Origin of the sequence: Holdemanella sp. DFI.5.55 (assembly GCF_020593575.1) — a bacterium.
GTDB classification, from domain to species: domain Bacteria; phylum Bacillota_I; class Bacilli_A; order Erysipelotrichales; family Erysipelotrichaceae; genus Holdemanella; species Holdemanella hominis.
In genome coordinates this window covers 1-15,209 of sequence record NZ_JAJDMK010000059.1, presented here as the reverse complement: position 1 = coordinate 15,209, position 15,209 = coordinate 1, and the positions used below count along the sequence as shown (strand labels likewise).

Sequence of the window (15,209 nt, the reverse complement as noted above, 5' to 3'; positions counted from 1 at the left end):
AATAATAATGTATGGTAGTATTCTCCACCAGTAGAATTAGACGTAAAAGACATACTTGTACTACCATCATTGCCAGTGCCTTCACCCACTAATGTTCGGCCTTGACCAAAACGTTCCCAAGTTCCACCTAAGAAATTGCCAGGGTTATTATTGTTGTACGTGATATAAACCGCACCTACTGGATACATCATATCTGCTTCGAAATTAATTGCTCTAGTATATCCATCAGGAAGCTTTGCTTCGTTGCTTCCAATGATATTAAGTGCTACATTAGGGGTCTTACAACTCCAATAGACAAAGCCGATAGCATCCCATGGTTCACATTTCTTTACATAAATATCCCAAGTTGAAGTGCTAGCTTTGACAATATAAGCACCTCTACAATATCCGAAATAAGTAAACTTATATAAACTAGGATCATTTGTATTAATTGAATAAAACAATATATTTAATTTAGTTGTGGTTTGGCTACCACGTTGAAAATAGCAAATTTCTATCGGATAGTTTACGTAAGTACTGTTTATTTTAATTTGACATAATTTAAAATAACCATCGGTATTACCGTTACCTGAAATTTCACGGCTGTATTGTATTTTATCATTTATGACTAGTTCATTTGTTTGCATTCTTCCATTTACAGTTAATCGGTTGGCATTATTTCCATCTTGACCGAAGAACGTTAACGACCTTCCATCTTTACCAAAGTTAATTAACGAGTAAGTAGGTGCTACTGTAAAGATTTGCCATGAGTAGTCATTCATGAATTTATCCTTAACACCGAAGGCTACTTCATAAGAGCTTGTTGCAGATGTAAATAAGTTACCTGCTTTGTAATCTTGCTCAAGAGTATAGTTGTTATCCCATGAATTTATTTTCGTCCATGAACTAGCACCGCTAGCTCGATATTGGATATAGAATGATGTCGCATTCTTTCCTGTTAAACTAGTAAATCCTACTTTGAAATGCAATAACGCATATGTTCCACTTGCTTCATCTACTACATAACTTGAGTTAGCACGTTTTGCAGTCACATTCGTTAATCTAGGTGAACTATATGCAGATACAGTTACCTTTCCACTGACTTGTGAACTACGACCACGTGAATCATAGATCGTTGTTGTATAGCTAATGCTACCACTACCTTGTACAGTACCAGTTGTAAATGAGCTATTGTTATATGTTTGTCCCTCAAATTCGGTTGATACAGATGTAACAGTTGAACCTTGTGCACCACTATATGTAATTGCAAAATTCAACCTAGATTGCGACTGAACTATCTGCCCAATTCCTGCACATACAGAATTTGCATCCGTTATTTTGATACTATCAATCGAAGGAACTACACCGCTTCTGACTTTGATAGTTGCATTTACCGATTTAGAACCAACGGAATTTGAACCACTGAATGTTTCTAAAGTAAACGTTGCGATGCCACTTGTTGAGTTAGGTAAGTCCTTTTCCCATGCCGTAGGAATGGTATAAGAAAAGCTAGGGGTTGTTGTACCACTAGCTATCGTTACTAATTCACTTGTTTTACCATTCCATGTTGCGTAGATTTTATGCGTAAAGTTCTTTGAAGCACTCGAACCGTTAATATTAATAGTGTTACCACATTCAATACTAGGACTATCAATAGATATACTTGATGCTCTTGGAATAGTTGTCAATTTAACTGTACCACTGCAAGAGCCAGTAATAGGTGCATAATATCCAGGGTTACTTCCACTGAAAGATGCACTTACCGAAATTGTTTTTGAGCCATCTGCATCATGTGAAATAGTTACTGCCCCACTTTTTACACCAACAAGCGTATTTACCGGCACATTAGGTGTAAAGCTTTGGTTTAACACTTGAGTACCATTCACGGATACTTTAAATGTTTCAGGAATTCCATTGTGTGTATGATACTGCGTGTTTGAACGAATGCCAACCCACCACTCTACATATGATGTGTTATTTTCAACAGAATAAGATATTTCATTGATTCGTAATATTAACGAATACTTATCCCACTGTCCACTACCAATTTGTATTCCGCCACTAAATTCTGCCATTCAATCACCCTACTTTCTTGAAATCTAAAGAGCCATTAGCTCTTGGAACGAATCCAAATGCACCTACTTTTAAAGACTGCGTAAATTGACCATCTGTAATGTACATTGTTTGGTCATTTATGTATGTTACCTTTGCACCATTCTTTTGAATCGACCATTCTTGATTTGTAATCTTAGTTTTAAACGCACTGTCTGATTTACCTAAAGTCAATGCATCGTTATCAAACGACATATAACTGTTTACGTTGTCTGTGGTTTGTTTCAAACCATCTAACCTTCCATTTACACTGTCAATTTGACCGCTCATCTCATTCTTAGCATCAGTTACTGATTGATTGATTGACCATGTAAAGTCCTTCTTTGTTTGAGTAAACTGAGTTGATACAGTATTTTGATAATGCTCAAATGCCGAATTTGATACATAAGTTTCAGAAACCTTTGAAGTGATTTCATTTGCTTTAGTCTCAATAGCAGACTGTCGCTCAGTGCGTTCTGTATTTATTGCTTCATCTACATCTTCAGGAGCAGGAGTCCAGTCTGTGGCTTTGTTACCGAGTTCGAGTTTGACATTTTTAAATCTTGCTGTAAAACTAGCTTCAACATTTGCATTAGAATTGTAAAATTGAATAGAAGCAGCGGTGCCGACATTGGCAGAAGCTTTTGCTGGAATTATTATTTTTTGTTCTACATGATACCATTCGTTTAATTTACACCCATTACTCCCAACTTCAGGTAAATTATGACTTGTTACCTTAGTCCATTGTCCAGTTCCAGTTTGACCTGATGGAGCATTTGTATACCTTTGTCCAAACCAAAACTCATTCCTATTTGTGCCTGATGGGAAATTCCATTCAGTGAACATAATGTCATATGACCAAATATAAACAGCACCAACTTTGTATTCCCTACACCCTAAAACAAAGCCTTCTTCAATATGTACCATAGCATATGTTTGCTTACTTTTTAAGGTAAATTCGGCATAACCATCTTCTATACGTGTGAAGTTTTTAAATATTCCGTTTTTAGAATCACCTTTACCATATTTAATTAAATTCCTACCACCAACTTGAATCCCTTCAGGAGTACTTCCAACAGAATACGAAGTACTCTGAGTGTTATCGCTATAAGTAATTACTGTCCTTGTCCATAAATATGGTTTATCAGCAGTAGTTTTTGGAGGAGTAGATGACCATGTACCAGTCGGAGTTGAAGTACCATTTGACCATATTTGATAAGTTACTGATGTAGACTTAATACCTTTACCATCATTACCTTTATCACCTTGGGGTCCTTGAATACCTTGAGGACCTCTATCTCCAGTAGCTCCTTTATCTCCTTTTAATCCCTGAGGACCTTTAGCACCTTGAGGACCAGTCTCACCTTTTAATCCCTGAGGGCCTTGAGGACCCTGTGGACCAGTAGCTCCTTTATCTCCTTTAGCTCCATTCACACCCATACGAGCTACAGAATATCCTATTGTAGGAGTTCCACTAGTATAGTTAGTTGTAGTCTTAGTCCATAAATATGAACCAGCAGCAACAGATGGAATTGTAGTAGACCATGCTCCGGTAGGCACAGTCGTTCCAGAAGTAGATGCTTGATACTCTACTTTTGTGCTTGCAACACCACGTCCATCAAACTCACCACTATTTGCTCTATCAGTTAAGCTATTAGCTTTATTTAATGCACTTGATGCATTACTGTTCGCATTATCTGCCACTCCTTTTATCTCGGTAACAGATTTTGCTTGTAATTTAATAGCATTGGAATTTTGTTCGATTTTAGTTGTATTAGAAGTAACTTTATTCGTTAAATCTGCTAAATCTTTCTTAGCTTGTTCTGCTTTCTGTTTTGCATCATCTGCCGCTCCTTGAGCTGCTTTTGCATTATTGATTGCCGTAGTTGCGTTGCCTTGAGCCTTAGTTGCATCAGACTGAGCTTTCTGTACTGCAGTTTCTGCGTTTGTTAAACGAGTTTGAGCTTTTGTGATTTCACTCTCAGTCGCATCAACTCTACCGGTTACTGTTTCTAGATTAGCTTTTGCATCCGCTAATTCCTTGTTAGCATTGTCTAAATTTGATTGAGCACTGTCTGCTTTTTGTTTAGCTTGGTCTGCTAAAGTTTGAGCACTCTGAGCATTACTTAATGCAGTACTAGCTTGAGTTTGAGCATCTGTTGCTTTTTTCGTTGCCTCTGTAATATCTAACTGAGCTTGCGTTGTATCTGATTGTAGCTTTTCGATTGAACTTGCTTGAGTTGTAATCGAATCGGCATTTTGTTTAATCTTGGTATTTAAGCTACCTTCAATGCTTGTTAAATCACTCTTAGAAGCATAAGTTTGAGAAACTGTTGTCGATAACTCACCGACTTTCTTTTCAATCTCTGTTGATACATCTGCATGAATTGTTTTTGATTCAGTAGTTAAGTCAACCTTTGTAGCGTATGTTTCTTTAACAGTAGCAATTTCACTTGCGTTTGCGTTGGCTTTATCCACTGCATCTTGAATCTGTTGCTTTGAATCGGTGATATCACCTTTAATTGCATCAATCTGTTGTTGAGCTTTACCAGTACTAGTATTTGCATCTTGTGCTAGTTGTTTAGCTTCACTTGATTGATTATTTGCAGTGGTAGCTAATTCATTCGCTTTTGTTGCATCTGTCTGAGCTTGTGTTGCTTTATCGACTGCTTCTTTGGATTGCACATTTGCTTGAGATACTTGAGTATGAATCTCACCGATCTTTGAATCAATCTCATTCCATGTGTTATCGAATATAGCTTTCGTGTACTTGATTTCACTTGGATTTGCATACGTACATTTCCATCTTTTCCATAAGAACTTATCACTTTGATAAACCACATTACCAACAAACCACTCACCGCCGACTAATTCGGTTTGTGATGTTGAATAATAGAACTGTTCCTCGGCGCTCACAAATGACTGACCATCTTCACCTTTAATTACAGACCATCGATATTTTGTTGGGTCCTCAGAACCATATTGTTTTGAATCCGAATACTGACCAATAAATTTACGATTTGAATCCGTTAAACTAAAATCCACACGACCATCTGAACTGTTTGCATAGGCAATATGTACATATGCGCTTGTTCCATTCTGACCATCTTGTAGTCGCATTACAGTGACTTCTGCAGTTGCCTTAAGTATTTCTCCGTTCATGGCTTTAAAGCGATATACTGCTTTTTCTACGAAGTCTGAAGCGTTGACTGTGATTGTTTGACTTGTTGATATTTGCTCATCGTCTTTATACCAAATAATTGAATACTTAGATGTAATATCAACACCATCATCCTTTACCAATGCAGTCAAATTAGTTAAATCTGAATCTTCCTTAAATAGAACTCCATTTGAAGATACGATTGAGCCTTCATAAACTTTCTTTAACTCAATCATCTTGTTCATTTCACTGATCAGAGTCGAACTAATCTGCGATTGCTTTTCTTCAAAGTTATCAAAGATTGTCTTGCACTTTTCTGAATCAGTGAAACAAATCTCTTGTTCTGTGATTCGTGCTTCTAAATACAACGTAGGACTATACTCTGCATCTTCGATTGTGAATGTATCTCCGATATCCGCATCAATATATGCATCTATATCATATGTAACTTTAGGAACACAATTCTTTTTCAATTGAGCTAGTGCTTGACCGTATAATGTCTCAACATTTTCAGTTTCATAAGACCACACTAGCACTGCATACATATCGTTTGAATGATTTGTAAGTAAAGTTGAAGGAAATCTATCTCTTGCTTGAGGTGCTAGTATATTATTTCCATTAACTTTATACAAAACATTTCCATTCGCATCTTTTACAATACGACCACTAATTGAATTAAGTTGCAATCCATTTGTCCCTGTAGGTCTGATTGCAGTGTATAGCTCAGTAATATCACTTGTTTTAATAATTCCATACACATCATTTGGATATCTCAGTATTGTACTGCGCTTGTCACTTCCCATTCCTTGAATGGAGTCTGAATGTGCTCTGTAAATATTCAACACAAAATTTTTCAAAGAATAATCATCATTCAATTGAGTTACGAACTCTAATTCTGCATCAAATACATTTGCAATTGAATACAATCGAGCTAGTACAGTATCGCTTCCAGTCCACTCATGTGTGATACGTTTGTCTGATACTTCATTGCGACCGATTGTAAACGATTGCTCAAATCCATACGCATTTACATATTCTGCAAATGACATAGCCCTAGGAGCTTTATAAGCATCTACATATTCATTCGTTAATTCAAGGCAAAGACCGTAGGCGGTAACAGTTGTTGTGTCACCACCTTTTTCAACATTCATGATTGTTAAATAATAGCCTTTGTTTTTTCTTGTAAAGCTAAGCCTATTTCCTTCAACTAAAAAGACTGCATCATCATGTGCAGTCAATGTAGTGAATTCAAATGTATATGCTGAGCCTTTCAAATATGTATGCAATGTTTCATCAAAGTAATGCATTGCGCTAGGTACTGTGTTGTCTAAAAAAGCTAACACCTTATCATAAGGAGTCAATACTGCTATTCTGATTTGTTCCATTATAACCATGCCTCCCTAATTCTAGCCTTTACTATTGGTTTTGATTTTGACCAACTAGAGCACGTAGTCTTGATCTCTGTAGTTCCTACTGGTGCTTTAAAATATTTAGTTCCTAGCACCTCATCTTGAGGCCTAGCCATTCCATTCACATAAACGTGAGATGATTTTCCGTCAATCGTGACTTTAGTTCCACTTGGATATCTGTTTGGTATATCTCTCCATTTTGATACATTGTTCTTTGTAAAGTTTATTACATCAAACCCCATCATGCCCATCAATTGGTTTCCACCTCTATCACCCCATTGTTTAAATGCAACCTGAATCTTGGTGCACTTCATGTTTACAATCTCTGGAATGTAGTAGTCGTGATATCCTCCCCAGTAGAAGAAACGAATGTTTCCTCCCTCTTTTAGAATATCGCAATGACCCCAGTCCCAATACCATGGATTTTGCGTGTGTAAATGTGAAGTAGTGTATGAGAACTCTCTTAACATTTTACCGTTCGCCCAAAACTCATAATGTCCTGTATTACCTACTGTATCTGTCTTGTACCAGTTACAACCGCAAATCAATTTATTATCTGCTGTTAAGAAGTTGATACACATTTCACCAGTTTGACCCATCAAACTCGCATAGAAAATCAAATGAAAATAACAATAGAAGTTCTGAGATCCACTTGAATCTCCATTTGAATCTGCAGGTATTACCAATGTTCTTAATCCACCACTAGCATTTCCTTTTTTTGCTCCAACCGTTCCAAAACCTAGAAAGTTTTGACCAAACCAACTTTTTTTTGCACAAGTTCCATTAGCACCAAATTGTGGATGCATTACATCTGTACCGCTTGTATCATCCGCACAATCATAGAAATTGTTGATATTAACTAAATGTTCACTCTGTTGATATGATTCAGAATCTAATTCTTCAATCTTTCCATATTGCATGACACCTTCAGTTGATACGATACCAATATATCCGGTTTCAGATGTTGTCTGAACATCATAATCAATACTTACAGGTACAGTTCCTTCATTGACAATGTTCAATACTCCATCAGTAGCAGTAAATTCTTTTTCTGTGGATGAATATTTCCTAGGGTCTGAGCAATAGATTTCGATTTCACCGATTACGTTATTACTTCCACCATCAACTTGTGTATTAGATGTCTTAGTTCCAATGAAATATTTATCAGTTTCATCATTGAAATAAATCTTAACTTGTTCTCCACTAAGCAATAAATTCATCTTGTTATATGCATCTCTAAATTCTTTGTTACTAGATGCTTTTATCTGATATTTCACTGTGATCGTGCGTGGTTTTAAGTATTTTTCTTTCCAAATCGTACCATCAAGGCCTTCAATTTCTTTAGCTTTAAATTCAGAACCAATTAACTCTCTACCACTTACTGTCAAAGTTCTATATCCATTTATTTCATTTTCTAAAAACTTTCCGTTAAAATTCATGGCTTCGCTAGGTAAATTACTACCTAGCACGCCACTTGTATCTGTTGTATCTCTAAATCCATATAGCATTAAACAACACCTGCCAATCTATCTTTGAATTTAGCACTCTTATTTAATTCTTCTTCTGTGTATCTATTGGATGCCTTAGCTAAAGTTCGGCCATCCAAAGTCAATGTTGAATTAAATGTAAAGCTTTGATTTGAATTAAAATCATAAGTCGTTGAATTAACATTACTTACTCCGTCCATTCTAAATCCATAGCCATCAAATGATTGAGCATTAGGAATACTTACGATTGATTCAGTAGCTTTTCGAACCATTCGTGCAGTTTGTTCAATACCAATTGCAAAACCTTCACCGATATAATTACCGATAGCCATGAACACTCTTGAAGGAGAATGAACTTTAGCCGCTGCACGAGTAGCTTTTTCTGCCTCTTGTGCCAATCGTGTAGCAATTGCACTTACTCTTCCTAATGTGCTAGCCATACCATTAGCCAAACCATTACCAATCATTTGACCAACAGTATAAGCACCACTGGAAGCCGATTTTAATGCGCTTGTAATACTTCTAGACATTGAACGAGCAACACTCACTGATTGAGTTAATCCGCTCTGTAATCCAGTCTTAAATTTAGTACCTAACTGTGTACCTGCTTGCCCACCTTGAATTGCAACCTGTGTTAAAGCAACCCCTAATGCAATTAACGCAGAACTTGCTACAGTTGTTGAACCAACTAATCCACTTGCGCTAGATGCAAATTGAACCATCGCACCACTAGCGCTTGCTAAAGGTCCACTTATAGACTCGATACCACTAAACGAACTAATAACACTCGGCATTACACTAGCTAATCCACTTAGGCTATCTGTATATCCAACCAGCAATCCTAATCCGATTGCTAAATTCATGATTTGAGTACCTGCATCACCAATACCACTTGATGCAGTAGCTATCGCACCTACACCTGTTGCGACTGCTCCTAATGATGCGGCCATATCAAGTAAATTCAGACCTGTAATGATTTGTATTCCTTTTGCTAATTCTTTAAATCCTTTACCTGCATTCAATGCCGATTGACCAATCGAATCAATCACACCTGCTAGTGAATCTAAAATGCCACTTACTGCATCACCGAACGATGTGATCACATCAGATGCCGACTCAAATACTTGTGATATTGAATCACCTAACTGTTGAACTAAGTCTTTGACCGATTCAACGATTGGTTGGATATTCTGAACCAATGCAATGAATGCATCACAAATTGATTGAATTGCATCAGATATAGCTTGTACCATATCTGCAATCGCAGGTGCAAATGGAGCAATAGCTTGTACAATCTGTACAATCGCATTGGCTATGATTTGAACTACACTTTCGATAACTGGACCGATTGCATTTACAATATTTGCAATTGCATTACCTACTGATTCGATTACAGTACCAAATGCATCACCAAAGGCCTCAACTAATGGACTTAATTGAGCAAATGCATCACAAATTGTTGGCAATACTGGAGCTAATGCAATTAATGCTTGAGTTACTGCATCAATTGTAGTCGCAATAACTTCACTAAATGCTTTTCCAAGTGATTCTGCAATTGAACTTAAACCATTACCGCTTTCGCCAATTAAAGCAATACCGGCGGCCACCATGAACAATGCTCCACCTAAGGCCAAGATATTTACGGGATTAGCAACTTTTAACATTTGCCCTAATCCTTTTAATGCTCCGTTTAATCCTTGGCCTAAACCTTGGAATGTAGCTTTCAAACCTTGTCCTAATCCTTTTGATGCAGTGCCGATTGATTGACCGATTGATTTAATAATTGTAGCTAATTTACTGCGAGAACTGCTTACTGCTTTTGTTGCACCTTCAACACCGCTTTCTGCATTTTTCTTGAAAATATTAAATGGATTAAAACTCTTCAAAAAGTTAAAAGCTTTAAATCCACCTACAACTCCTAATACTGAACCAACGATACCACTCAATTGAGCACCATTTAATTTACCAATAAATTTACTTACTGCACTTATAGCTTGTGATACAAATTTGACCACTTGGCCAAATGCTTGACCAAACTTTTCAATCAATCCTGTATCTTTGAATTGGCTCATTACATTCTTAATTGCACCACCGACATCACTTAGTGCTTGTTTAAATGCTTTAATTGCGCCTGTGTTTTCAAATGCTTTACCAAATCTTTTGAATGTATCGATAACCTTATCAATTCCGTTCGTTAATATGTTTGCATCGAATCCATCTAAACCATCAATGATTGCACTTAACGCTTTTATTCCTATCTGACTGAGTTTGTCATATGCAGGCATTAATTTATTTGCTAAAGTCTCTTGCAAACCATCCATAGCTTGACCAACAGATTTATACTCTGTAGCCATCTTAGTGAACGCTTTACTATTACCTGCTTTTTCAACCGCATTAAAAAAATCTTCAGTTTTAACAGTTCCACTTTGTACCGCACTAACAAGTTCAGAAGTGCTCATACCCATTTCACGAGCAACTGCTGCAATACCTGCAGGAGTTTGTTCAAGCATCAATTTGAAATCTTGCCACGCAACCATTGGTTTTGCAGCCATCTGCGTACCTTGTTGCGACAATGTTTTCATAGCTTGCTTTGGATTTTCCGCAGCCGATGCTAATCCACCGAATCCTTTAACCAATTGCAAACAGTTCTTAGTTCCGACTGCAGCAAATTGTGAATAAGTCTGAGACATATCAGATGCAGAGTAGATAGTCTGTGTAGCATATTGTTGTAACGCTTTCTTTGTTTTGTTGATTTCGCTACTTGACTGACCAAGCATCTGCATATTGCCTTCAAACGTTTTCCATGCAACATTGGATGCAGAAAGTTCTGATATAGTTCCACTAATCGCACTTGTGACTGTATGCATCGCACTAGCACCTACACTAGCAAATGCGCCGAATACCGCACTGTTTTTAAGCTTGCTAAGGAATGAATCACTTTGCTTTGTCACGCTTGATAATGTTTTCGATAGGTTCTTATCATTAGCACTCAAGGTGACATTAACCTTATAGTTTTCACCACTTGCCATTATTCATCGCCTCGCTTTCTTTTCTTAAATTCAATTAATTTTTCAATACGAGACTCTTCTTCTGTTTTGCTTTCGCTTTTTGGATTTAAAATCTTATCCAATTCTTTTTTTGCTTTTTTTCTGTTATAGAACTTTTCAAATTTTGAATAACGCATACGTTGTGATTTTCCTTTGCCAACAGTCGATTGGACTGCCATTTGTAAAAAGGCTCTCCAATGTCGGTCATATTCAACTTCTTCTTCTCTGCCTAAATTAGTTTTAAGCATCAATTTATATTCGGCCAAAGTCACACGATCAACTTGCTCAAACGATGTAAACTTCAAATTTTTAAAGCAAAAAAAAGCTACATCATCATAAATCTCTGTGATGTAGTCTATTTCTTTTTCGTCTTTGCTTTTGTCGCCGTCGTTTCCGTCTGTTCCTCTGCCAATGCGTTCATAATCTGATTCATTAAGTTCTTCGATGCATTGGCTTGTAATAAAAAAGTCTTTACTTGTTTAATCAATGATTCAATATCAGTTGATTCATCTTCTAGATATTCCATTAAGGCCTTTTCAGTAATGCGTGGTTTTTCTGTTTTATTTGAAGTGTATAAAATATCAAACAAATCTTCGATGTGACCATCTAGCATACTAGCTACCACGTATTTGAATCCGCTTGGAATTGCTACTGAAATTGAAGCCATTTCTTTATATCGAGATTGAATCTCTTTCATGAACCCAATACCAAATCTAAATTCATATGTTGTTCCGTTAATTTCTAATTGCATATTCATAAGTTAAGTCTCCTTTTTTGTCTCTTTTCGTTTTTGTTTATGCGCATAAATAAAAAAGGGAGAATTAAATCTCCCTATAGTTTTAGAAAACTATTCTGATTGAGCAGTTGTATCAGTGAATGTATACAACGCTTCATCTAGCATTTCAGTAGGAACGGTTACATCGCCTTCAGCTCCTTTTCCTTCGATTCCGAACGTTAATGACATTTCTGTCCAATCATCTGAAGGTGAGCTCTTTTCAATTTCAGTAACATAAGCTTGGTAATATGTTCCTTTATATTTACCGCTAGAAGATCCTGGTTTAGCTAAATTGATTTCCCATACTTCGACTTTTTCGTTATTTAACTGTGCTTTTTCAAGCGCTTCGATCATTTTATCATCACTAGCTAATACAGATGTAGAAGTGATTTCAATTTCTGCTTGGCTAGGTGAACGCAATATACCATCTTTAGTCTGTGTTGTATCTGCATCAGTTGATACAGTCTTACCATTTTCTTTTACAAAAGCTAAACGTAACGCTGCACTTTTTTTAGCCTCTTCATTCAATGGTCGATACATATAAATAATCTTGCTGCCATGTACACTTTTCATATTTTATATCCTCCTTAATTAAATGTATTTAAATTTCAAAGTGATTACTCCATGCAAGTACGTTGTACTTGTGGAATTGTCGACTAATATTCTTCTTCCATCACATAAGCACATTACCGAATGATTCTCGATTTTTAGTTGCTTTGCTATACGTAAAATATCGTCCATAATATTCGCTACTTCTTTTCGTTTATCCATGCGATAGTGCCATACATGAACATCTAAATTAAAATATCCATTCTCACAATCTTTAAATTGGCTTGGATTGTCATAAATCGAATACATCTGAATATATGGACAATCTGCATCATCTTCCGCTTGATCTAAATAATATGTGTCATATTTTTTATCAAGTTCTTGTCCTAATAATTCATAAATTGATTCACTTATCATTTTGTCTCCACCAACTTTTTACATTCTTCAATTAGCACTTTTTTTCCTTCATCTTGTGCAGGTCGCATAAACTTTTGAGAAGGTCCATGCTTTTTAGTACCGAACTCGACATACTGAGCATATTCAACACCTTTAGAATTTTTAGCAGGTGCATCAATGATAACTGTTTTACCACCACTTACGTATTTGTGTTGGATACTTTCGTGCAAAGCACCACTATCTTTAGGAACTAAATCCTTTGCTACTTGCTCGGCCTTTTCTCCTGCTTTAGTTACTGCCGATGCTACCTTTTCAACTGCGACTTTCTTTTTAGTTAATGCTTTTTTCATTTCATTCAAGCCATCAATTCGTACTCTCATTTAATCTCCTATCGTCAAACTTAGTTTTGACTTTTTCTAAAGACAATTGAAGACACATAGGCTTTGAATCAAGTAACTCTTGGCATTGGACAACTTTATAAATGCTAGGTTGATCAGGCTCTCTAAAAAAGCCACACTCAACATAATCCGCATCTTGTAGCTCTGATTCAAAAGGAACAACCACAACTTTCGATATTTTAATATCATTGTTATAAGCTCTAAAAAAGCGATTGTATCCAACTGTCTTTTGGCCAAATGGAATGTAACTTGATAAATCTTTCAAAATCCCACCATTACGAATTGATACAGATTTCAAGATGCCATCATTAAAAGTCGTATTACCTTGTGACTGCTTCTTAACTAACATCGCTTGCCCTTCCTAAATCACTAAAGAGAAGAATCTCATCTTTGTAATTAACTTTAAAATCATCAGTTGCATTTGATAAAGCATATAGCACGTAATTCTTTAATAAACTTCTAGAAAATTCATCACTTTGAAAATCTGCAGAAGGACTATACTTCTTCAGATAAGCTAATCCCTCTGCGATTAAATGTTTTAGTTTTTCGTTTGTGGCATCGTCGCACCACTTGTAACCTAAATCAGTCTTGATTAAGCCTAATAAATATTCATCCATTTAGATGCCACCTTTCTTTTATGGATTAAGCAGCTGCTTTTGTATTTACTTGACCTTCTACTGTAGTAGTTGAATCAACTTTGAAAGCTAACTCTTTCAATCCAGTAATATCTAATACCTGGAATGCGTTGTTATCCTTTGGTTGACCATTACCATACAATTTAATCTTGTATGTTCTGTTATCATCCAAGAATGCGAACTCATCAGATGTTTCTAATTTACCTGCTTGAGCAGTACCAATTCCCATCATGTATTTTTTGTCGATACCCATGATTGCTTTACCAGTTGGGCAATATACTGATTGGATGATGTCGATTGGATATGGTGATTTTTCTACCCAGTCACCTGCAGGAGTTTGGATACAAATTGCAGGTTTAACTAATCCATAATAATCATCAGGACTTACGACCATGAATAAACCTGTAACCTTACGAGCTTTTCCGTTACGGCCTTTAGCCATAGCTTTGATTACATCAGCTAATCCTTTTGGTGTCCAATTAACAACTTTTTTAGCAGTCTTAGCAGCGTAAGTAGTCTTTCCACTATTAGTTGTACCTTTTGATAAATCAGCCATCATACCGATAGGACCTTTATCAGATTCCAAGTTGTTCAATGATGCATCTTCAATACCGTTTGATAATGCATCATATAACAATGTACGAACAAATCTGTCTAAATAAACTGGTCCTAAATCTAACATTGATTCAGGAATAGGTACATAAGCACTTACCTTTAATTGGTAAATATCCATTTCTTCAAATGATCCTGAGATTTCAGTAACAATCTTATCAGTTAATTTACCCCATGTTGCTTTATTGTCACCTGCAACACCGAATAACAATTTAACTTTTGCAGATGCTACTTGAATATCTAATTTAGATAACAATGGATGTTCATTTTCAATTTCTGAGAAAATATCTTCAATAACTGTTTCAGGTAATACAGTATCAATGTTGTCAATTGTTTGACGAAAATTGTCAGAGCGCATTGCATCAATAATTTTGTTATAGAATGCTTTTTCTGCAGATGTTAATTGACGAGCTCCACGTGCTTTTAAAATATTTGAATCGTCAACTCGTAATGCTTCTTGTAAAATCTGCTCTGCTTTTGAATCAGTTTGATTCTCAATTAAATTGCTTAATGCATCAAACAAGCCATCTGAACTTTTATCATCAATAGCTTGTCTTAAAGTTTCTAATAATTCTTCTTTAGTTTTCATTAATTTTTCCTCCTAATTTTTTGCATTAGGCTCTGTCACAACAAATGGTTGATTTTTGACGAGAAATAGCGTACAATAATAG

At 36.1% G+C, this 15,209-nt stretch carries 12 protein-coding genes; all 12 read right to left on the bottom strand.

Annotation, left to right across the window (positions count from 1 at the left end; genetic code table 11):
• A partial coding sequence (locus LJE08_RS10395) for a DUF859 family phage minor structural protein (RefSeq protein WP_227403152.1) occupies positions 1-2,054 on the bottom strand: 2,054 nt, incomplete at its 3' end.
• A gap of 4 nt (positions 2,055-2,058) precedes the next feature.
• The gene (locus LJE08_RS15100; protein WP_275051309.1) at positions 2,059-6,615 is read right to left on the bottom strand and encodes a hypothetical protein; all 4,557 of its coding nucleotides are present in this window, start codon (positions 6,613-6,615) and stop codon (positions 2,059-2,061) included.
• Positions 6,615-8,147 (bottom strand): distal tail protein Dit, encoded by a 1,533-nt coding sequence (locus LJE08_RS10385; protein ID WP_227403151.1) that lies wholly within the window; start codon positions 8,145-8,147, stop codon positions 6,615-6,617. Before LJE08_RS10385 ends, LJE08_RS15100 begins: the two co-directional genes overlap by 1 nt.
• Complete coding sequence (locus LJE08_RS10380) at positions 8,147-11,155, bottom strand: tape measure protein (RefSeq protein ID WP_227403150.1); 3,009 nt, start codon at positions 11,153-11,155, stop codon at positions 8,147-8,149. Before LJE08_RS10380 ends, LJE08_RS10385 begins: the two co-directional genes overlap by 1 nt.
• A complete protein-coding gene (locus tag LJE08_RS10375) occupies positions 11,155-11,478 on the bottom strand; it encodes a hypothetical protein (RefSeq protein ID WP_227403149.1) in 324 nt (107 codons plus the stop codon). The genes LJE08_RS10380 and LJE08_RS10375 overlap by 1 nt, the downstream gene beginning before the upstream one ends.
• A 50-nt stretch (positions 11,479-11,528) precedes the next feature.
• Entirely contained in the window at positions 11,529-11,930 is a 402-nt protein-coding gene (locus LJE08_RS10370) for a tail assembly chaperone (protein WP_227403148.1), read from the bottom strand.
• A gap of 90 nt (positions 11,931-12,020) precedes the next feature.
• Positions 12,021-12,521 carry a phage major tail protein, TP901-1 family gene (locus LJE08_RS10365; protein ID WP_227403147.1) on the bottom strand — a complete coding sequence of 167 codons (501 nt, stop codon included), beginning with the start codon at positions 12,519-12,521 and terminating at the stop codon, positions 12,021-12,023.
• A gap of 18 nt (positions 12,522-12,539) precedes the next feature.
• The gene (locus LJE08_RS10360) at positions 12,540-12,914 is read right to left on the bottom strand and encodes a hypothetical protein (protein WP_227403146.1); all 375 of its coding nucleotides are present in this window, start codon (positions 12,912-12,914) and stop codon (positions 12,540-12,542) included.
• Positions 12,911-13,273, bottom strand: coding sequence for an HK97-gp10 family putative phage morphogenesis protein (locus tag LJE08_RS10355; RefSeq protein ID WP_227403145.1), 363 nt, complete (start codon positions 13,271-13,273; stop codon positions 12,911-12,913). Before LJE08_RS10355 ends, LJE08_RS10360 begins: the two co-directional genes overlap by 4 nt.
• Entirely contained in the window at positions 13,257-13,640 is a 384-nt protein-coding gene (locus LJE08_RS10350; protein WP_227403144.1) for a hypothetical protein, read from the bottom strand. Before LJE08_RS10350 ends, LJE08_RS10355 begins: the two co-directional genes overlap by 17 nt.
• On the bottom strand, positions 13,630-13,908 hold the full coding sequence (locus LJE08_RS10345) for a hypothetical protein (RefSeq protein ID WP_227403143.1): 279 nt from the start codon (positions 13,906-13,908) through the stop codon (positions 13,630-13,632). Before LJE08_RS10345 ends, LJE08_RS10350 begins: the two co-directional genes overlap by 11 nt.
• Positions 13,909-13,933: 25 nt before the next feature.
• Complete coding sequence (locus LJE08_RS10340; RefSeq protein WP_227403142.1) at positions 13,934-15,127, bottom strand: phage major capsid protein; 1,194 nt, start codon at positions 15,125-15,127, stop codon at positions 13,934-13,936.
• Between the last annotated feature and the right edge of the window lie 82 nt (positions 15,128-15,209).